The organism is Nocardia neocaledoniensis, assembly GCF_029868625.1.
Taxonomy (GTDB): Bacteria; Actinomycetota; Actinomycetes; order Mycobacteriales; family Mycobacteriaceae; genus Nocardia; species Nocardia neocaledoniensis_A.
Map to the genome: position 1 here is coordinate 11,672 of NZ_JARWOJ010000136.1, position 19,493 is coordinate 31,164.

General features: G+C 70.2%; 20 protein-coding genes. 10 read left to right on the forward strand and 10 right to left on the reverse strand.

Annotation, left to right across the window (positions count from 1 at the left end; genetic code table 11):
- Nucleotides 1-7: 7 nt before the first annotated feature.
- Both QH270_RS09940 and QH270_RS09945 read right to left on the reverse strand, forming a co-directional pair.
- Nucleotides 8-1,789: a hydroxysqualene dehydroxylase gene (locus QH270_RS09940; protein WP_280340339.1), complete on the reverse strand. Its 1,782-nt coding sequence runs from the start codon at nucleotides 1,787-1,789 to the stop codon at nucleotides 8-10.
- Complete coding sequence (locus QH270_RS09945; protein ID WP_280340341.1) at nucleotides 1,782-3,200, reverse strand: NAD(P)/FAD-dependent oxidoreductase; 1,419 nt, start codon at nucleotides 3,198-3,200, stop codon at nucleotides 1,782-1,784. Before QH270_RS09945 ends, QH270_RS09940 begins: the two co-directional genes overlap by 8 nt.
- A gap of 200 nt (nucleotides 3,201-3,400) precedes the next feature.
- Between QH270_RS09945 and QH270_RS09950 the strand changes: the two genes are divergently transcribed.
- Nucleotides 3,401-4,051 (forward strand): TetR/AcrR family transcriptional regulator, encoded by a 651-nt coding sequence (locus tag QH270_RS09950; RefSeq protein WP_280340343.1) that lies wholly within the window; start codon nucleotides 3,401-3,403, stop codon nucleotides 4,049-4,051.
- 9 nt (nucleotides 4,052-4,060) lie between these two features.
- On the opposite strand, the gene QH270_RS09955 is transcribed toward QH270_RS09950, so the two are convergent.
- Nucleotides 4,061-4,996, reverse strand: a complete 936-nt coding sequence (locus tag QH270_RS09955; RefSeq protein ID WP_280340344.1) for an oxygenase MpaB family protein — start codon at nucleotides 4,994-4,996, stop codon at nucleotides 4,061-4,063.
- 177 nt (nucleotides 4,997-5,173) lie between these two features.
- Between QH270_RS09955 and QH270_RS09960 the strand changes: the two genes are divergently transcribed.
- Nucleotides 5,174-5,836: a TetR/AcrR family transcriptional regulator gene (locus QH270_RS09960; RefSeq protein ID WP_280340345.1), complete on the forward strand. Its 663-nt coding sequence runs from the start codon at nucleotides 5,174-5,176 to the stop codon at nucleotides 5,834-5,836.
- Nucleotides 5,837-5,998: 162 nt separating this feature from the next.
- Here the strand turns inward: QH270_RS09960 and QH270_RS09965 are convergent, their stop codons facing one another.
- Nucleotides 5,999-6,883 carry a LysR family transcriptional regulator gene (locus QH270_RS09965; RefSeq protein ID WP_280340346.1) on the reverse strand — a complete coding sequence of 295 codons (885 nt, stop codon included), beginning with the start codon at nucleotides 6,881-6,883 and terminating at the stop codon, nucleotides 5,999-6,001.
- A gap of 128 nt (nucleotides 6,884-7,011) precedes the next feature.
- Here QH270_RS09965 and QH270_RS09970 point away from each other — a divergent pair, with 128 nt between their 5' ends.
- Nucleotides 7,012-7,554 (forward strand): dihydrofolate reductase family protein, encoded by a 543-nt coding sequence (locus QH270_RS09970; RefSeq protein WP_280340347.1) that lies wholly within the window; start codon nucleotides 7,012-7,014, stop codon nucleotides 7,552-7,554.
- Nucleotides 7,555-7,633: 79 nt separating this feature from the next.
- Here QH270_RS09970 and QH270_RS09975 read toward each other — a convergent pair whose 3' ends face one another.
- Nucleotides 7,634-7,936, reverse strand: a complete 303-nt coding sequence (locus tag QH270_RS09975) for a hypothetical protein (protein WP_280340348.1) — start codon at nucleotides 7,934-7,936, stop codon at nucleotides 7,634-7,636.
- 127 nt (nucleotides 7,937-8,063) lie between these two features.
- On the opposite strand from QH270_RS09975, the gene QH270_RS09980 reads away from it, so the two are divergent.
- The gene (locus QH270_RS09980; protein WP_280340349.1) at nucleotides 8,064-8,942 is read left to right on the forward strand and encodes a nitrilase-related carbon-nitrogen hydrolase; all 879 of its coding nucleotides are present in this window, start codon (nucleotides 8,064-8,066) and stop codon (nucleotides 8,940-8,942) included.
- A gap of 34 nt (nucleotides 8,943-8,976) precedes the next feature.
- Here the strand turns inward: QH270_RS09980 and QH270_RS09985 are convergent, their stop codons facing one another.
- Nucleotides 8,977-9,417: a hypothetical protein gene (locus tag QH270_RS09985; protein WP_280340350.1), complete on the reverse strand. Its 441-nt coding sequence runs from the start codon at nucleotides 9,415-9,417 to the stop codon at nucleotides 8,977-8,979.
- Nucleotides 9,418-9,437: 20 nt separating this feature from the next.
- The gene (locus QH270_RS09990) at nucleotides 9,438-10,574 is read right to left on the reverse strand and encodes an epoxide hydrolase family protein (RefSeq protein ID WP_280340351.1); all 1,137 of its coding nucleotides are present in this window, start codon (nucleotides 10,572-10,574) and stop codon (nucleotides 9,438-9,440) included.
- A 63-nt stretch (nucleotides 10,575-10,637) separates the two neighbouring features.
- Here QH270_RS09990 and QH270_RS09995 point away from each other — a divergent pair, with 63 nt between their 5' ends.
- From QH270_RS09995 to QH270_RS10010, 4 genes are all read left to right on the forward strand, one after another.
- Nucleotides 10,638-11,600: a helix-turn-helix transcriptional regulator gene (locus QH270_RS09995; protein ID WP_432420332.1), complete on the forward strand. Its 963-nt coding sequence runs from the start codon at nucleotides 10,638-10,640 to the stop codon at nucleotides 11,598-11,600.
- A gap of 165 nt (nucleotides 11,601-11,765) precedes the next feature.
- Nucleotides 11,766-12,197: an anti-sigma factor antagonist gene (locus tag QH270_RS10000; protein ID WP_280340353.1), complete on the forward strand. Its 432-nt coding sequence runs from the start codon at nucleotides 11,766-11,768 to the stop codon at nucleotides 12,195-12,197.
- Nucleotides 12,194-13,444 carry a sensor histidine kinase gene (locus tag QH270_RS10005; RefSeq protein ID WP_280340355.1) on the forward strand — a complete coding sequence of 417 codons (1,251 nt, stop codon included), beginning with the start codon at nucleotides 12,194-12,196 and terminating at the stop codon, nucleotides 13,442-13,444. The genes QH270_RS10000 and QH270_RS10005 overlap by 4 nt, the downstream gene beginning before the upstream one ends.
- On the forward strand, nucleotides 13,432-14,076 hold the full coding sequence (locus QH270_RS10010; protein WP_280340357.1) for a response regulator transcription factor: 645 nt from the start codon (nucleotides 13,432-13,434) through the stop codon (nucleotides 14,074-14,076). The genes QH270_RS10005 and QH270_RS10010 overlap by 13 nt, the downstream gene beginning before the upstream one ends.
- 36 nt (nucleotides 14,077-14,112) lie before the next feature.
- Here the strand turns inward: QH270_RS10010 and QH270_RS10015 are convergent, their stop codons facing one another.
- The 3 genes from QH270_RS10015 to QH270_RS10025 form a co-directional block, all read right to left on the reverse strand.
- On the reverse strand, nucleotides 14,113-15,618 hold the full coding sequence (locus QH270_RS10015) for an alpha/beta fold hydrolase (protein ID WP_280340370.1): 1,506 nt from the start codon (nucleotides 15,616-15,618) through the stop codon (nucleotides 14,113-14,115).
- A 58-nt stretch (nucleotides 15,619-15,676) separates the two neighbouring features.
- A complete protein-coding gene (locus QH270_RS10020) occupies nucleotides 15,677-16,864 on the reverse strand; it encodes a serine hydrolase domain-containing protein (protein WP_280340371.1) in 1,188 nt (395 codons plus the stop codon).
- 176 nt (nucleotides 16,865-17,040) lie between these two features.
- A complete protein-coding gene (locus QH270_RS10025; RefSeq protein WP_280340372.1) occupies nucleotides 17,041-17,847 on the reverse strand; it encodes an SDR family oxidoreductase in 807 nt (268 codons plus the stop codon).
- Between the two features lie 534 nt (nucleotides 17,848-18,381).
- Here QH270_RS10025 and QH270_RS10030 point away from each other — a divergent pair.
- Both QH270_RS10030 and QH270_RS10035 read left to right on the forward strand, forming a co-directional pair.
- The gene (locus QH270_RS10030; RefSeq protein ID WP_280340373.1) at nucleotides 18,382-18,897 is read left to right on the forward strand and encodes a hypothetical protein; all 516 of its coding nucleotides are present in this window, start codon (nucleotides 18,382-18,384) and stop codon (nucleotides 18,895-18,897) included.
- 78 nt (nucleotides 18,898-18,975) lie between these two features.
- Nucleotides 18,976-19,200, forward strand: a complete 225-nt coding sequence (locus tag QH270_RS10035) for a hypothetical protein (RefSeq protein WP_280340374.1) — start codon at nucleotides 18,976-18,978, stop codon at nucleotides 19,198-19,200.
- The last annotated feature ends 293 nt before the right edge of the window (nucleotides 19,201-19,493 follow it).

A 19,493-nucleotide genomic window follows, 5' to 3' on the forward strand; every position in this document is an offset into this window, starting at 1 on the left:
GCGGCGCTCAGCCGTCGAGGAGATGGGGGAGGCCGGCGCGGAAGCGGTCGGCGTCGACGGCCTTGGCGGCCGCGAAGGCGGGGAGCGAGACCAGGGGGAAGATCTGGGCGCGCGGGGACGGGTCGTCGGCGGCGTCGAGGATGGCGTTGGCGGCGGCGCGGCCGGATTCGTTGGCGCCCTCCATCGTGGCCAGGTCGATGTGGCTGCGGACGTGGTCGCCGCCGAAGAACAGGTTCGGGATCGCGCAGTGCGCGTCGGGCCGGTGGTCGTAGGAGCCGACCGTGTTCACCAGCAGCGGCGTCGCGTTGTGGATGCCGTCGCCGGACCAGGTGATCCCGGGGTCCAGGTGCCACGAGTGGATGTCTTCGGCGCGCAACCACCCGGTGCCGGTGTTGAGCCAGGCTTCGAGCTGCGCCCAGGTCTCGATGGCGATCTCCGCCGCGCTGCACTCCTTGGCGGTGCGGCCGAAGCGGATTCCCGGTGTGTCCCAATCGGAGATGTCGACCGAGAGGCACTCGAGCACTGAGCCGTCACCGTAGGTGGCGGGAAAATCGCCGACCCACATCGGTGCCTGCCGCAGGGCCGTGAGTGCCCATGGCGACCCGAGCGCGGCGATGTGCCCCTCCGGGATCTCGGTGGGGCGGCGCAGGTAGTACTGGATGCCGACCATCCAGTCGGTGACCAGCTCGCGCATCCCCGCCAGGCGCGGATCGGCGTCCAGGAGGGGACCGTCGAGCAGCCGCACCGCGCGCTCCACCGGCATGGCGCACACGTAGTGGTCGGCGGTCACCGTGGTCGTCCCGCCCCCGCCGGACACCGTCGCCGAGGCGATCCGGCCATCCGACAGCCGCAGCGCGGTCGCGCCCTGCCCGAGCACGAAACGCACACCGAGCGAGCGCAGGTACTCCACCCACGGATCGATCCAGGCGGCGTTGGTCGGCCGGTTCAGGATCCGGTCGACGCCGCCGGAGAACTGCGGGATCGTGCCGGAGGCGGCCAGCACCAGTGCCTCGCCGATCGTGCCGATGGTGCGGGCCGAGCTGGTCTGCGGTTTCGCGGCGACGGTGATCCTGGTGAGCGCGTTCACCAGGTACTTCCGGTACGCGGCCGACTTGCCCTCGGCCCGCATGATCTGCTCCCAGGTGACGTATTCCCACTGGCCGAAGCGCCGCTCGGGGCTCGAGGTGAACCACACCAGCATCTGCTTGGCGAAGAACGCGAGCTCGTGCGGGGGCAGGCCGGGCACGAACCCGAGGGCGCCGATGATGCTGTTCTGCAACAGTTCCGGCGTCAGCTGGCCGAGCCCGCCGAGCTCGACGGGCGCGAAGATCGGCGGGAGCCCCTCGAACCCGGCGACCGTGCCCTCGACCCGGACCAGGTTGTCGAGCACGCCGTTCGGGTTGCCGGGGAACGGGATCCGGCTCATCGTGTCGGGCACGTGCTGATAGCAACCGGGGAAGAACCGGAATCCGTGCTCGCCCGGCAGTTCCGCGCGCCCGGGTGAGGCCGTGCCGGGCACCCCCATGCTGCGGGCCTTGCCGCCGAGGAACGCCGGCTCGTAGACGGTGACGTCGTATCCCCGCTCGACCAGCTCGTGGGCGGCGCTCAGACCCGCCATACCGCCACCGAAGACGGCCACGGTCTTGCCGCCGGTGCGCAGGGCGGGCGAGCGCGGTGCCGCGGCGGCGCCAGGAGGAGCGACGGCGAGCGCGGCGCCGGTAACGAGTCCGGCGCGTAGCGCGGTGCGCCGGGTGATCGGGGCGGACAACGGTGTCGGCTGATCAGGCATGGTGTTCTCCTGGACCTGCGGTGGTGAGCGGGGCGCGCGGCCTCGGTGCCGCGACGTGAGAGCTCGTGCCACGCAGGGTCGTTCGCGTGGTGCGCCAGTCGCCGGCCGCGTCGCGGAGTTCGCGCGCCAGGTCGGCGAGGACGGCGGGGAGGTCGTCGCGCTGATGGCGCAGCGCGCCGACCGCCAGGCGCAGCGCCCTGGCCGGGGTGTACAGCTCGGCGGGCCTGCGGGTACGGGCGAAGATGCCCGTGGTGATGCGCGCGAGGTCCGGATCGTCCACGGCCGCGCGATAAAGCTCGATCTCCAAGGGGCGCATGGCTTCACCGCGCGCCAGCCGATTGGTCCAGTGGAAGATCTCGCGGCATTCGACGACGCGGCGGCGCTCCCACTCCGCCAGCGCCGTGTCGAGGGCCTCGGGGTCGTCCAGGACGTCCGCGACGGTCTCGCCGAGGGTGCGGCCGTAGTGCAGCGCGTCGCGGATGCCCTGGGCGGTGACGGGATCCTTGAAGTGCCCGGAGTCGCCGGGCAGGGCCCAGCCGGGACCGGTGGAGCGGCGGAAGTAGGAGGCGATCCCGGTGGCGGACCGGACCCGGCCCACCCGCTCGCAGCCGCGCAGCCGCTCGGTCAGCGCGGGAATCCGGTCCAGCGCGGCGGTGTAGCGGCGCTCCGCCGCGCCGGGACCGCGACCGCCCCCGGGCTCCACCGGTGGCTGGACCAGGCTGAGTACCAGCCCGTCGTCGCAGGGGAAGGCCGTGCCGAGATCGGCGCCCGCGCGCCACTGCGCCGCGACGTGGCGTGGGGCGTCCGGTGAATCACGCCAGTACGCGAAGTAACAGTCGCGCCCGCTGGGCACGGTCAGGAACGGCTCTTCGACGCCCACCGCCCGCGCGACGGTGCTGCGCCGCCCGTCCGCGCCGACCACCAGGTTCGCCCGGATCTCCCGGAGCCTTCCCGCGCTGTCGACGTAACACACACCGGCACACCGAGTTCCGTCCCACACCACCGAGGTGACCCGGCAGCGTGGCCGCACCTGCGCGCCCGTGGCGACCGCTGTGCGCACCAGTGCGTCGTCGAGTCCGGTGCGGCGCACGCACATCGTGTAGTCGATGCCGTCGACCGCGGGGAAGGCGGCGCTGACCCCGTATCCCGCGCCGTGCGCGTAGGCCTCCGTCAGCCGGGGCGCGCCGAGTGCTTCGACGGCCGCAAGAGCACCGAGCCGGCTCAGCTCGGCCAGCCCGGCGGGCCAGAGCAGGTGGGTCGACAGCGTGTCCGAGGGCAGTGCGGCCGCGTCGAGGACGACGACCTCGCGTCCGGCCGCCGCCAGCGTCGTCGCGGTCGCCGAGCCGGCGCAGCGCGCGCCGACCACGACGACGTCGGCCCATTCGAGCGCGGTGCCAGGGGAATCGACCATGGGAACCGCCTCGGTCAAACAGTCTCGGACAGTGTGTCCGATTGATGATGGGGTGCGGGCGCGGCGGTGTCAACAGCCCACTCGCGCACCAAGATCGGGAGGTCGCGTGCCCGCCGACGCTTCGCCGCCCGGCCTGCGGGCACAATGGGTCGCATGGTCTACGTCATCGCATCGGCCGCGCCGCCGGTGCCGGGTCGCCGATGCCGTCGCTGACTCGCGTCCCGCGATCGGCGCGCAAACCCCCCGAGGATCGGCGCGCCGAGTTCGAGCGCCGGGTGCTGGCGGCCGTCGAAGACCTGCTCGCCGACGGCACACCGTTCACCGAGATCGCCGTGCAGAAGATCGCCGCGGCCTCCGGCTCGGCCCGTTCCACGTTCTACCGCTACTTCCCGGACAAGAGCAGGCTGCTGATCCGGATGGCGGAGCTGGCCACCACCGACCTGTTCGCGGCGGCCGAATCCTGGTGGGGCGCCGAGCACACCGATCGGCAGGCCGGTGTCGTCGCGGCCATGCGCGCGATGATCGGTGGTTTCCGTGACCATCGCTACCTGCTGCTCGCACTCAGCGAAGTCGCCTCCTACGACCGGGAAGTCGGCGCCTACTGGCGTTCGCGGGTGGCGACGTTCCTCGAACTGGTGCGTGCCCGGCTCGAGGCCGAACGCGCGGCGGGCCGGGTCGGGCCGCGGCTCGATCCCCAGGCCACCGCGCTGGTGCTCACCTCGATGGTGGAACGCACGATCTCGGTGGCCTTCGCCGTCGACACCGGCATCGACGACGAGGCATTGGCCGAATCGCTGGGGCGCGCGATCTGGCTCGTCGTCTACGGTGACGCGCCCCCGGCCGCGGAGTGACGGTCGCTGTCAGCGGCGGGCCACGTGGAGCTCGGGCTCGGGGGCGAACGAGGTCAAGCCGATGTCACGGTATTTGGTGACCAACCGCTCGTACTTGCGCCGGTTCCGCGCCATCGGTGAGTCGGTGACCGCCGCGGGCAGCCGCTGGTAGGCGACGCGCAGCACCGCGGTGAGCACGCGGAACTCGATGTCGTGCCTGCGATTCCAGCTGATCGGCATCTTGGCGCGGACCCGCGGGTGCATGATGCCGCAGCCCAGGATCATGGCGAGGTGGCCGAAGGTGGGCGCGCCGAGCCGCCACAGCGGGCCGACGGCGGCGGGTAGGAAGTCCGGTCGGGGCGAACGCCGGACGGTGCCGGTGGCCGCCTCGAGCGCCGGGGTGACGCGCAGCTCGGTGATCATGCGCTCGTAGTGCTCGACCAGCTCCGCGTAGTCGGCGATGGGCCGCGAATTGCCGGGCAGGTGCAGGCCGCTCGTCTTGTGCAGGTAGTGCTCCCAGATCGCCTGGCTCTCCTCGGCCGTCGGGGTGTCGCCGGTGAGCGCGAGGTAGGCGCCGCGCTGGACGAAGAAGGTCGAGTAGAGGATCCAGTTCCACGACTGCGGGTTGAGCGCCGAGTACCGTTCCCCGTCGGGTCCGACGCCCTTGACGTCGCGGTGCAGCAGCATCAGCCGCTGTGACTCGGCGTCACGGTCGGCGTCCTCGCCGTGGTAGATCAGCTGATCGGCCGCCGCGGTGCGGACCGCGCGGCTCCACGGCTCGTTCCGCGTGCGCCCGGTCGCCTCGAGCGCGGCCGAGACCGGCGGCAGCATCGGCTGGTCGAACAGCGCGACGCCGAACAATCCGAACAGGATCGATCCGCCGACGTTCTCGAAACGTGCGACCGCGCCGGTGGTGGTCCGGGTGGCGTCGACCGCGAGTTCTTGGTGCGGCACGGGACAGGTCATCGGTGAACTCCTTTGTTCCGCCTACAGCTGTTCTGGTGTTACACGACACCAAAACCAGTCTGGTGTCAGAGTGCACCAGAATTGGCGGATGGTCAAGAGTGCGCGGCGGCCCTCTCCATTACTCTGGTGCAGTGCAGCACCACAAACTTCGGTGGGCAGCGGATCGGGAGGTGGCGCATGGCTGAACAGCCCAGCACCGCGGCGGCGCGAGCCTATGGGGGAGTCGCCGCCGAGGAACGTCGGTCCCGCCGGCGCGACGCGCTCCTCGACGCCGCGCTCGACCTGCTCGCCGAGGGCGGCGCGCCCGCGGTCACCAAGCGGGCGATCTGCGCCAGGGCCAAGCTCAACGACCGCTACTTCTACGAGCACTTCACCGACCGTGACGCCCTGCTCACCGCGCTGGTGGAGGAGCACACCGCGCTCGGCATCCTCGAGGTGGTCGCCGCCGCCCACGCGGCCGCGCCCGACATCCACAGCCAGGTCTACGCCGCCGCCGACGCCGCGATCGGCTTCCTGCTCGCCGACCCCCGTCGCCCCGCCCTGCTGCTCAACGCGCACAGCACCGAATCACTGCAAGCCGCCCGCCTCACCACCCAGCACGCCATCGCCCGCGCCATGTCGGCCGTCGCCCGCGAACTCGTCGCCGAACCCGCCGACCCCCTCGACTCCGACCTGGCCGCCTACACCGTCGTCAGCGGGTGCCTCGAACTCGTCGCCGCGTGGATGCGCGAGGAATTCCCCGCCACCCGAGCGCATCTCACCGACCTCATCGCCCGCCTCCTGCTGATCACCGACAACTCGGGCGTCTTGCAGGTGGCGGGGGCCAAGCCGCCGCGCTGACGGCGATCGCGAGCCGGCGCTGCGACCTGTCGGATCGAACCACTCCGCCGGTGTCGGACGATGGGAGATCATCCGCACCGCAGCCGAACTGCTGGTCCCGAGGCGCTCTTCGTGTTCTGGATACCGCGCCGGGGCACAGCCTTCCACGAACGGAGCGACGTACTAGTCGTTCCCGCTGACTTCGGCAGCGCACCTGACGAATTCGCGGATACGGCTGGTCTCCGCTGACTCCAGCCATACCGGTGCCCAGTGGAGGTCCGGCGCATCGGCGATGGGGAGGTAGGCCACGCCGGGACGCGGATAGAAGCGCGCGGCGTGTTCCCCGACGGGAAAGACCCCTTTGCCCGCGGCGACCAGAGCCAGGATTTCCGAGAACGTTTCGGCTACCGGACCTTCGCGCACCGGCTTGCCGGCCGGGGTCCGCTCGGGAACCCGGTGCCGCAGTGTCGCTTCCGGCAGCCCGCGCGGGTGTATCACCGGGTACGCGGCGAAGACCTCTCGGGTCACGGTGGACATCCGGGTGATCGGGTGGTCATCGGCGACCGCGAGCAGCAGCGGCTCGGTGATCAAGACCGGCCCGACCGCGAGTTCGTGAACGGGCAGTGCGGTGATGAGAACATCGAGCCCGCCCGCGAACACGCGCTCGCAGGCATCGTGGATCTGGGCCTCGTGAATATGCACCTGGCAGTCGGGATGACGGCCGCTGAACCGCGCGACGGCGTTGAGCAGTACCTGCCCGGCCACCGCGCCGACGAACCCGACCCGCAGATCACCGGTGATCCCGCGCCCGGCGTTGACCGCACGCTGTTCCGCCGCCTCCATCTCGGCAACCAGCGGACGCAGGTCCTCGGCGAGCCGAGCTCCGATCCCGGTGGGCTCGACCCTGCGGCTGGTGCGCGTGAACAACTTGGCGCCGATCCGGCGCTCCAAGCGTTGCAGAATTCGGCTGACCTGGCCGGTCGTCAGCCGGAGGCGGGCGGCGGTGCGGCCGAAATGCAATTCCTCGGCCAGGGTCAACAGCACCTCGACCTCGGGTCGATCGAGCACCTCATCCTCCATCGTTGTATCCAGCGCAACGAATGTAGCCGTAATCGATGTTGATGCTTTCTCGGGGCGGACCGATCGTTGATCTCGATCACGCGGGTGTCACGCGTGACAGGACCGAGGAGTTGGAAATGGCCGACCGAAAGATCGTCTCCGGACTGTTCATCTCGCTGGACGGAGTGGTGGGTGCGCCCGAGCAGTGGACCTTCGATCACATGACCCCGGAGGCGGGAGAGGTGATCTTCGGGATGATCGACGACGCCGACACGATGCTGCTCGGTCGCAACACCTACGAGGAGTTCGCCGGGTACTGGTCCACGCAGACCGGACCACGAGCCGAGGCGATGAACGGCATCCGCAAACTCGTGGCCTCCACGACCATGACGGCCGCCGAGTGGGACAACAGCGAAGTCATCGACGGTGACCTGATCGAGCGCCTGACCGAGGTGAAGAACACTCCGGGAAAGAACATCAACACCTCGGGAAGCATCTCGGTGGTGCGTGCCCTGCTCGAGGCCGGACTGCTCGACGATCTGCACCTGTTCGTCTTCCCCGTCGTCCTGGGCGATGGTCAGCGGCTCTTCGCGGACAGCGCCAAGAGAACCGACCTCGCGCTCGCCGGTGCCCGCACCTTCGACTCGGGGATCGTGCACCTGCACTACACCTCGGCGTGAACCCGGCCGTCACCGTCGTCGCTGCCGACACCGGTGCGGTGCCGCCTGGCGGGCACCGCACCGGGGGCCGGTGCCACCGTCAGGCCGCGAGCGCGGCGGCGATCTTCGCCGCCATGGCCGTGACGGCGGGGCTCGGCGCGCCCTTGCCGGACTGCGTGGCGGCGTCGACGGCGACCAGGACGGTGTCGCGGAAATCGGCCGCTTCGCCGGGCTGGTCGGCCAGGCACGCCATCGCGGCGGTCAGGGCGGGCAGCACCTGGTCGGCGAGTTCGGCGGCGGTCTTGCCCGGCAGCCGGATGTCACGGGACTTGGCCGAGAGCACGTGCCCGGTGAGCCCGGTGGCGGAGGTCAGGGCGGTGGTCCCCCACCGACCTGACGTCACACTGACAGCCGCGCTGACACGGTCACGAGGTGAACGGCGCGTGATCTCGGTCTCCCTGACGTGCGGAATCGGCCGGGCCGGGTGTCTGTCCTCGTAGAACGTGTCACGGCTGGCTACGAGGAGAACGATGACGAGCAGGGTGCGAGTGGCGGCGGTTCAGGCCGAGCCCCGGTGGCTGGACCTGTCGGCCGGAGTGGACCAGGTCATCGCGTTGATCGAGGCCGCGTCGGATCAGGGCGCCCGGCTCGTCGCCTTCCCCGAGACGTTCGTTCCCGGTTTCCCGTGGTGGATGTGGCTGCCCGCGGTGCAGTGGGACGCCGACATCCTCGCCAGGTACCGGGCCAATTCGATGGCCGCCGACGGCCCGGAACTGCGGGCGATCCGCTATGCGGCGCGACGGCGCCGGATCCACGTCGGCCTCGGCTTCTCCGAGCGGGCGGGCGACGGCGTGTTCATGTCCCAGGCCCTGATCGACGACCAGGGCGCCGTCACCGTGGCCCGCAAGGCCTTGCCCACGGCCCTGGAACGCACCGTCTTCGGCATGGCCGTGCGGCGTCCGCTGGTGCGCGACACCGCGCTCGGCCGGATCGGCGTCCTCGGCGGCACCGACCACTTCCTGCCCGGGGTGTGCGAGGCCATGCACACGGCGGGTGAACACATCCACCTGGCGTCCTGGCCCGGCTTCACCGTCGCCCGACGGGATACCGAATCCGATGTGGCGCAACTGAGTACCGCCGCCTGCCGCCGTTACGCGCGGGCCGGCCACAGCTATCTGATCGCGCCGACGGCGGTGGTACCGCTGCCCGGATGGCAGGCCGACGACGCGGGCCGCCCGGATGTGCTGCACGGCCGCAGCGGCGTCGCGCGGATCCTCGGACCCGACGGCCGCGACCTCGCCACACCGCTGCGTCCCGACGAGGAGGGCCTGCTCGTCGCCGACCTCATCGTCGCCACCGCCGCCGACCGCCGCCCCGCGCCGCCCGGCGCCGACCGCGCCCTCGCCTGATCCCGGAACCGGCCTGTCCCCGGCGACGGCGACGTCAGCGGTCCGGGGTGGCCTCGTGGCCGGGGCGGCCGTGGGTGCGCCGGGCTTCCTTCATCTCGGCCTCGTACAGGTGGGTGCGGCCGCCGACGAGCGCGTCGCGGATCTCGCGTTCGAGCTGCCGGAACCGTGTGTAGTAGCCCTCGTCGTATTCCTCCACGATCTGGAAGGTCCACCGGCCGGGCAGCACATTGCGGCCGACCAGTTCGGTGGCGAGCCGGTCGGCGAGCTGCTCGTGGCCTGCTTCGCGCAGCATGTCCACCGCTTCACCGAGCGCGAGATCAGCGCCCCCGGTGAGCTGGTGGAAGCTGTAGAGGTGCCCGCGGGCCCGCTCGGTGGTCTCCAGCGCCTCGGACAGTTTGCCCACCGCGGCCACGGTCGCCGTGTCGACGCCCGCGGGCCGCTGGTGCCGCTCGGCGGGCTGCTCGTTGTCGGTCATGTCACGAGGCTATCGACGCGTCAGGGAATGCCGAGGAAGAAGGCGCGGATGTCGTCGGCGAGGAGCCGCGGCTCCTCCATCGCGGGGAAGTGGCCGCCCTCGGTGAACTCGCTCCAGTGGCCGATCGACGTGCCCGGGTCCATCACGCGGCGCACGAGCGGATGGCTGTCGAACACGGCCCATCCGGCCGGCACATCCGAGGCCATGATCAAGTCGAGTTCGGCGTGCGCGGCCTCGTAGTAGAACTGCGCGCTCGACTCGCCGCTGCGAGTGAACCAGTACAGGCTGATATCGGTGAGGAGCTGGTCGCGGTCGACCGACTCGTCCGGTGTCCGATTGTCGCCTGCGGCCCGGGTTTTGAACTTCTCGGCGATCCACGCGAGCTGACCGACCGGCGAGTCGGTGAGCGCCGCGCCGATCGTGTCCGGTCGATGGTCGTGCATCGCGAGATACCCGCGCTCGGGGACGTACTCGGCGCGCGCCGCCGCGAGCTGGGCGGTTTCGTCATCGGACAGGCCGTCGGGGTGCGGGAACTTGTCGCCGATCAACCCGAGCAATCGGCGGTCGGCGCCGATGTGCGTGCCGATGACGCGTTCGGGGTAGAGCGCGGCGAGGCGGCCGGCGATGCCGGAACCGATGTCGGTGCCGTGGGCCGCGAATCTCTCGTAGCCCAGCCGCGTCATGATCTCGGCGAAGGCGTCCGTCGCGCGCGCCAGTTCCCAGCCGGTCCCCGAGAGCGGGGTGGAGAACCCGAAGCCGGGCAGCGACGGGATCACCACATGGAACCGGTCGGTCAGCAGCGGGACGAGTCGCTGGTACTCGACGAACGAGCCCGGCCAGCCGTGGTTCAGCATCAGCGGAGTGGCCTGCGGATTCGCCGATCGCGCGTGGACGAGGTGGAACCGCTGGCCGTCGACGACGGTCGTGAACTGGTCGTGCTCGTTGAGTTTCGCCTCCTGCGCGCGCCAGTCGAACCCGTCGCGCCAGTACTCGGCGAGTTCCCTCAGATACACCAGCGGAACGCCCCGGCTGAAGTCGCTGCGATCGTCTCGGCCCGGCACGGGGATCGGCCAGCGTGTGCGGGTCAGCCGGTGGCGAAGGTCGTCGATGTCGTCCTGGGGGATGTCGATGCGGAACGGGATGAGTGCGTTGTCCATGACGCTGACGTTCGCAGGTAATGCGGCAGGATAGCTTCCGCGATTGCTGGAATGATCGAGAAGATGTTGGAAACCTCGGCCCGCCTGCTCGAGCTGCTGTCATTGCTCCAGCTCAGGCGCGACTGGACGAGCTCCGAGCTCGCGGACCGGCTCGCGGTGAGCTCGCGGACGGTGCGCGCCGACATCGGCAAGCTGCGGTCGCTCGGCTATCCCGTGGACGCGCGCCCCGGAGTCGCGGGCGGGTACCGGCTGGTCGCCGGGACGGCGATGCCCCCACTGCTGCTCGACGACGACGAGGCCGTCGCGGTCGCGGTCGGCCTTGGCGCGGTCGCGAACCAACGGCTCGGTATCGAAGAGACATCGCTGACCGCGCTCGCGAAGCTGGAGCAGGTGCTGCCCTCGCGTCTGCGCCGGCGCGTCGAGGCGGTTCGCGAGGCGACCAGCGTCGTTCCAGGGGCGCAGCCGCCGCTCGATCTCTCGGTACTCGCGACGATCGCCGCCGCGATCCGCGCCAGCGAACGGCTCCGGTTCGGATACACGAAGCACGACGGTGGCGTCGGCCCCCGGCACACCGAACCGGAACGGCTGGTGACCTGGGGGTCGATGTGGTACCTGCTCGCTTGGGATCTCGACCGTGCCGACTGGCGGGTCTTCCGGGTGGACCGCATGGGTTCGCCCACACCGACGGGTGCGCGATTCCACCCCCGTGACACCCCACGCGACACCGCCGTCGCCTACGTCGTCCGCCGCGTCAGCAAGGCGTCCTGGGCATACCGCGCCAGGGTGCTCGTGCACGCACCCGCCGCCGAGGTCGCCGCGAAGATCCGGATTCCGGTCGATATCGAGGTGGTCGACGAGTCCACCTGCCGGATCGAGCTGGGTTCCCCCGATCCGGACCGGCTCGCACTGGCGCTGGCCCAGCTCGACGTCGACATCGAGGTGATCGACGGCGACGCGCTCGCTGCGGCGTTCGACCGCCTCGCGACGAGGTTCCGTCGCGCGGCGGGTGACGCGTCGTCGGTGTGAGCCCGGGCGGATCTCGCCCTCGGCCGTCCGGAATCAATCCGGTCACAGCTTCTGCCGGAGGCGATCCGGCGTGGTCAGATGGACATATCGGTCGGCTCTAGTCACCAGGTCCGGCCGGGCAATGTCGAGGCGTGCCGAATGCTTCGAGATGGTGGGTAGCCGTCGATGGAGTCTCGTCCCCACAGTGTGGAGCTCGTCCTTCCTGACACCGGTGCAGACCTCAGCCGGCGACTGCAGGCCGACCTCGACCTGCGTGCCGACGCGGTGATCCTGCACGTCTACGGCGAGGCCGACGCCTACACCCGGCCCCGCTGGCGGGCCATCCTCGACGCCGCCGTCGCCGAAGCCGCACCCCGTGGCCGCCTGGTGGTGGACGTGACCGCGATCCAGTTCATCGGCTGCCGTCCCATCCTGGATCTGGCCGAGCGCGCCCAGCGAGCCACGACCGGCGGGGTGCGGGTCGCGATGTTCAACCCGTATCCCGGCGTGATCGACCGCGTGATCACCATCGCCGGGCTCTCGGCCTGGCTGCCTGTCTACCCCACCCTGGCCGCGGCCCTGGCCTTCGCACCGACGTCTGACACCATGACCAGGTGATCGAGGCCCTGCGCTCCGCGCGAGACAAAGCACGGCGGTTGCCGGGCGCTGTCTGGTACCTGGTGGTCGGCGGTGGCACCGCGCTGCTCGCGTTGTTCGCGGTGATCGGCCTGCTGATCGTCGGCGCGTTCTGCCTGATCGGCGTCGGAATACCCGCGCTGCCCGAGGCGGTTCGGCTGGTCCGGCCGTTGGTGTCGTTCGAACGGCGCAGGGCGGCAGGGTATCTCGGCCAACCGGCGGTGGGGGTCTATCAGCCCCTCACCGGCGGGCTGCGGCAGCGGGTCGCGACGGTGTTCACCGACCCGGCGAACCGCCGGGACTTCGGCTGGCTGGTCGCGCACGCGCTCACCGGCATCTATCTCGCGGTGTTCGCCGTGGCGCTGCCGCTGAGCACCCTCGTTCAGCTGGCGATTCCGGGATTCTGGCAGCTGATGCCGCCGGGGCAGGAGTTCGCCAGTTTCGGCTTCGCGGTCGACTCGTGGCCGACGGCCATCCTGAGCTTCGTCCTGGCGTTCCCGCTGGCCCTGGTGACCCTGCAGGTTCCGGTGGCCGCGCGCTGGCAGGCGATGGCCACCCGGGCGATGCTGAGACCGGCCGAAGACGCCCTGCTGGCCGACCGCGTCGCGACCCTCACCGCGACCAGGGCCGCCGCCCTCGACGCGCACGGCGCCGAGCTGCGCCGGATCGAGCGTGACCTGCACGACGGCGCGCAGGCCCGGCTCGCGGCGGTCATCATGCAGCTCGGGATGGCCGACCAGCTGCGCGACCAGGACCCGGACACCGCGCGGGAGCTGGTGCGCAAGGCGCAGGACACCGCGACGGCCGCGCTGGCCGAACTGCGTGACGTGGTGCGCAACGTGTATCCGCCGGTGCTCGCCGATCGCGGCCTGGCCAGTGCCGTCTCGGCGGTGGCCGCCCGCAACCCGATCCCCTGTGTGCTCGACCTCCGCGAGGTGGGCAGACGCCCCGCCGCGGTGGAGGCGGCGGCGTACTTCGTCATCACCGAGGCGCTCACCAACGCCACCAAGCACTCCGGCGCCACGGGCATCGACCTGGTGCTCGGCGGTACGCCCGAGCTGTTGACGATCGAGATCCGCGACGACGGGGTCGGCGGCGCCGTGGAGATCTACGACGGCGGGCTGGCCGGTATCCGGCGCAGGGCCGAGGCGCTCGACGGCCGGATGGTGCTGAGCAGTCCACCCGGTGGCCCTACTGTATTGCGGGTGGAGTTGCCGTGCGGATCATGATCGCCGAGGACGATGCCCTGCTGCGGGAGGGCCTGGTACTGCTACTGAGCACGGCGGGCATCGAGGTGGCCGCCGCCGTGGACAACGCTGACGACTTCCTCGCCGCGGTGGCCGCGCAGCGCCCGGACGCGGTCGTCGTCGATGTGCGCCTGCCGCCGACGTTCACCGACGACGGATTGCGCGCGGCCGTCCGCGCACGCGAACTGCATCCCGGACTGCCGGTGCTGGTGCTGTCGTCCTGGGTGGAGGACAGCTACGCCGCCGAACTGCTCGGCGACGGCATGGGCGGCGTCGGTTATCTGCTCAAGGAGCGCGTCGGCAAGGTGGATCGCTTTCTCGATTCACTGCGCCGCGTCGCGGCGGGTGGCACCGCCATGGACCCCGAGGTGATCTCGCAACTGCTGGTGCGTCGCAAGGCCGACGATCCGATGGCCGCGCTGACCGCCCGCGAGCGCGAGGTGCTCGCGCTGATGGCGGAGGGGCACAACAACGCGACCATCGCCGAGCGGCTGGTGGTCAGCGAAGGCGCTGTGCACAAACACATTCGGAGCATCTTCGCGAAGCTCGGGCTCTCCGCCGAGGACGTCGGCCACCGCCGGGTACTCGCCGTGCTCGCCTACCTGAACGCGTGAAGCCCCCAACCCCTCGGGGTTCGGGGCCGCACCCGGTCAGTCGGCTCGACAGGTCAGGTCGTCGGCGGGCAGCGTGCCGTCGCGGAAGTAGGTGTTCACCGCCGCGTACACGCAGGAGTTCGGGTAGCGCCCGAAGATCCAGTGGATCGGCACATCCTCGAGGGTGACCATGCGGGAGGCGCTCAGGTCCTCGTGCAGGGCGACCGCTCCGTCGTAGGCGGTCCTGGTGTCACCGGTGGACTGCACGATCAGCGCGGGCACCTGGTTGCGCACCTCCGTCGCGGGTTCGGCGGGCGGGGCCCAGAACGCGCACGGGGTGATGTTGTTGGAGAACCCGGCGAACACCGGTTGGGCGGCGCGCGCGGCCTCGATATTGCGCAGATAGAACGCCGGATCGCGCGGTGCGGCGACGTCACCGCACATGATGGCCATCTGTGCGGAATTGTCCTTCGGCCGCGCCTTCATCGCGAATCCGAGGGTGGCGTCCAAGGTTTCGTCGAGCTGGGCGGGGTTGCCCGCGGCCGCGTCGGCGATGGTGCGGAGCTGACCGGCGAGCATCCCGTACTGGTCCGGGCTGTCCAGCCCGACGAACAACACCACCGGCAGCCAGTGTTCGTCGATCTCGTACTCACCCACCCGGATCGGCTCGTCCGCCGCCTGCCGGATCAGGTCCTGCACGGCGGCGCGCACCTGAGCCCGGCTGGTGCCGAAGTGGTATTCGCCGTCGCGTTCGGCGACCCAATCCGCCCACAGGTCGAGCGCGGCCTCGTTGGCCGGACCCATGGCCTGCATCATCGCGACCGTCCCGTACGCGTCCGGGTCGGCCGCGCTGTCCAGCACCATCCGGTCGCTGCGTTCGGGGAACATCTGCATGTACACCGCACCGAGGTAGGTGCCGTACGACGTGCCGAAGTAGCTGATCTTCTCCGCGCCGAGGACGCCGCGGATGAGGTCCATGTCCCGCGCGGTGTTGCGGGTGGTGATGTGCGGCAGTCGATCCCCTTCGGTGGCGGCGCAGCGGTCGGCCAGATCACGATGTGCCGCGACGGATTCCGCGAAGCCGTCCGCGTCGAGGCCCGCCGAGTGCAGCCCGAAGCCGACCGGCCAGTCACAGTCGACCGCGGAGGAGCGCCCGACCCCGCGCGGGTCCATACCGATCAGGTCGTAGCGGGCCCGCACCTCGGGCGTCATGGCCTGGCCGACGGCGACCATGAAATCCAGACCTTCGCCGCCGGGACCGCCGGAGTTCGACAGCATGACGCCGCGCTGCGGGTCGGTGCCCGCGAGCCGCGAAATGGCCACCGTCAGTGTCGGTCCCTGCGGGTCGGCGTAGTCCACCGGCACGGTGACGTCGGCGCATTGTGCCCCGGCCTCGTCCAATGTCGGTACCCCGCAGGCTTTCCACTCGAGCCGCTGACCGGTGAATCGGTCCGGCACCGCGGTGCGCGGATTCGCCTCGGCCTCGGGCCCGGCACAGCCGATCAGTCCGGCACAGGCCACCAGGCTGGTCAAGGCCGCCGTCAGCCCTTTCACGCGTTTCACTGTTTCTCCTCAGACGTTTGTTCGGCGACAGGGCCGCGAGCACTGGTGTGCGGGGCGATCACGAGGCGCACAGGGCCGCGTTCAGCACGCCGTCGACCGCCTGGGCCGCCTGCTCGGTGGTCGGCAACTGGTTGACGGTGACGGTCACCGCCGTGCCGTCGGCCGTCACACCGTTGCGTGTCTCGAAGCCGGGAATGCTGCCGCCGTGCCCCCAGACTTCTTTGCCGCACGGCGTGGTCCGGTGGATCAGGGCGAGTCCGTAGTCGGCGCCCGGCATGCGGTCGAACGGCACCGTGCGCCGCATCTCGGCCAATTGCGCGGGCGGCAACAGCTTTCCGGTCAGCAGCGCGGTGAAGAACCGGTTCATGTCGGACGCGGTGGCGATCATGTCACCCGCGGTCGCGCCCCAGGACGGATCGAAGTCGGTGAAATCCACCGGCGCACCGTTGATCTGGTGATATCCACGGGCGTGCGGGCCGCGAATGCCGGTTTCGCGGGCAGCGGGCACATAGGTGTCGCGCAGGCCGAGCGGCTCGAGGATTCGGCGCCCGATCTCGTCGGCGGCCGAATGGCCGGTCACCCGCTCGATCAGCAGACCGGCCAGCAGGTAATTGGTATTCGTGTAGACCGATTTCGCGCCCGGTTCGTACTGCGGCGGCATCGTCATCGCCCGGCGGACCAGCTCGATCATCTCGAAGTGCTGCCACCGCAGGGCTTCCTCGTCGGGGTCGAGCTGTTCGGAATTCTGGGCGGTGATGCCGTCACCGGAACCACGACCGAGATAGTCCGGCACGCCACTGGTGTGCTGCAACACCTGCCGCACCGTGATCCGGTTGCCGTCGTTGCCGTTGCCGCGCACCACGCCGGGCAGGTAGCGCTCGATCGGCGCGTCCAGGTCGACCTCGCCCTCGGCGACCAGTTGCATGATCACCGTCGCCACATAGGTTTTCGTGTTGCTGCCGATCCGGACGCGCGCGTCCTGCGGGAACGGCGTGCGCGTGCCCAGATCGCCGACCCCCGCGGTGAACACGCGATGCCCGGCGGGGCCGTCGATCACCACCTGCACACCGGGAAACCCCTGGCGCATCAGCGTGTCCATCGCGGTGGCCACGGCGGGTGGTGGCGTCTGGGCCTGGTCCGCTGAGTCCACCGTCGTCTCACCACCACACGCGGCCGCGGCGAGCACCGCGCCTGCCACGACCACCGAGAGAACCGCTTTACCGGACTTCCGCCGAAATGGGCTCATGAGCAGCGTCTTCCTCCTGTTCGAGTCGCGGAAGGCGAGTGCCTTCCGGACGATTCGAGCCTAGGAATCCGACGCCGTCGCGCCCATGCCACGAGCACCCGAAAACTGGGTACCGCCTGCCGGTGTGCCGTGGTGGTGCCAGCACCACCACGGCGACCGCGGTGGCTACACCGGTGTCAGTGGGCAGGTTCCCACACCGACGGCCAGTCGCGTCCCCGGAACGCCGCGTCGACCCCTCCGTCGACGAACACCACCGACCCGACGAAATAGGAGGATTCCGGTCCGAGCAGGAAGGCGACGAGTGCGGCGACTTCCTGCGCGGTCCCGCCCCGACCGGCCGGCACCGTCGCCAGGAACCCTTCCATGGCCGCCCCGATGAGCGGGTCCTTGCGGCCTTCCTGCGTCATCGGGGTGTCGATGATTCCGGGTGCGACCGCGTTGAGACGAATGCCGTCCCTGATGTAGTTCGCCGACTGTGTCCGCGCGTAGTAGGCCAGCGCCGCTTTGGTGGCGGGGTATGCCTGGATGGCCGCGAGCTCACCGAAGGACGCGGCGATCTCGTTCGCTCTCGCCTCGTCGTGTTCGAGGCACGCGTCGGCGAGCTCGACGGGCCAATTCGGTTGTGTGGTGGTCGAATTCGAACTGACCAAGACCACCGAGGGATTCTCGCCCGCGGCGAGCAACGGCCGGAGACCTTCCAGGAGATCGATGGCGCCGAAGTAGTTGACCCCGATCAGGCGCGAAGCGGACCTGCCGGTCGCGGCGGCGAGACCGGCGAAGGGGACGAATCCGTCGAGGCTGCCGTCGAGCAGGGTGGTGGCCCGCGCCACCGCCTCGGCCCGGCCCTCCGCGGTGCTCAGATCGACGGTGATGTCCGCTTCGCGCAGGTCGATGCCGATCACGCGGTGACCGTCGGCCTCGAGGCGTTTCTTGGTGGCGGCACCGATGCCGGATGCTGTTCCGGTGATGACGTAGGTGCTCAACGGCTTCCTCTCGGAGGTGGGTCGGGAAAGGAGGCCAAGGCTATCGGCGCGCGGCCGCGCTGCCCGTCATCCATCCCGCTGGGAGGGAGGTCCGATGCCGGCGAGGTGCGGCCTTCCCGTGAGCTGAGCAACGGCTTCGGCGACTCCGTTTTCGCCGAGCGGGCTCGGAGATCGAGCAGGGTGCTGGCGAAGCCGTGGGGGAGGTGGTCCCGCAGGACGTCCATTCCGGTGGTTGCCACGTAGGTCGGCGGCATCGCGGTCAGGTCCGCTGCCGCCCCGCGTCGCTGCGAGGCCATGGAGGTCGCGTCGGGCCCTGCCTCGGCCGGGGCGTGACCATCGAGCGCGGGAAGTCCGAAGGTTTGCCTGATGGCGCTGTGATGTCACACACATGCGTGTATCGGCAAGTGCATCGAAGTCTATTGAGGTAGCGAGAGGTTTGCGGAGTAGTGGTGGAATCCGCTCACGCGCGTCGCGGCGGTAGGGCGGTCGAGTCGTGTTCGGGTGACTGTCGGAGAGTCGAGGTTCGTGATGCGGGTGGTCGATGTGGATGCGGACCTCGTCGTCGATTGGGTGGTGCGGCTACTGCCCGCGGCGGCGCTGCGTGGCGTCGCCCGGTCGGAGACGGCTGACCGGATCGCCGGTCAGCCGATGGTGTCCGAACGGATGCTGCTCAGGCGAAACGGACTGATCCGGTACCGGCACCGGTTGCGGCGAGCCGCGATCGAGCTGGAGAGCGTGGTCGACGTCCTGGAGCCACCGGGCAGAAAGGTGGCCGCGTGGGAGCACGACGCACATGTGTACGCCGAAGTCGGGGCGGCGTGTATGGATCTGGCCTACCGGGTCGAGTACTTCCTGGCGGACACCGGTGAGGAGGCGGGCCGATGGGCGGTTCGAGTCGTGCACGCGGCTCACCGCCTCGACAGGTACATCAGGCCGGGGGAACTGACCCGCCTCGCGCGGGGCAGCTATTACTCGCTGATCGATACCGCCGTCCTGGACGGTCGGGGACGGCTCGAATCGACCATGGTCCGAGGAGAGAACAACGCTTAGGCGTGGCCTATGGCTGTCATGATCGAATCGCGAGCGGTCGCCTCTCCTACCTGCGCGATCGATACTATAGTCGAACGTATGTTCCCATCGATGTGCGAGTCGACGCGCCCTTATCTGCGGGTCGGTGTCTGGATGGAGCCCTCGCCGCGGTTCTGCCCGAACGGTCACCGTCTCGGTGCCGGGCGCGCGATCGTCGCCGCGCTGCCGTGCCGCCGCGTCGGCGGGCACCATCGCGCGCACACCTGCATCGCCTGTGGCGCGACCACCTACAGCCCGCCGGCGCACAACGACTGCGAGCACTGACCACGCGGACTTCGCGACCGGAACGCGGACTCAGCGCGGACCGAGGCCGGCCATCAGCAGGTCGACCGACTGTTCGGCCAGGCGGTCGGGTATGTCGCCGTCGAACTGCGTCACATACATGTGGACGAGCCCGCCCAGGGTCAGCATGGTCAGCCGCGGGTTGGTGCCTGCGGCGACTTCGCCGCGCTCGATACCGCGCCCCGCGATGCAGTAAATCTCCTATGGTGAATGTAGACATTCTGGAAGAGTCAGTATATAGTCGGTGTCGTTCCGGTTGAGATATCAGATTGCCG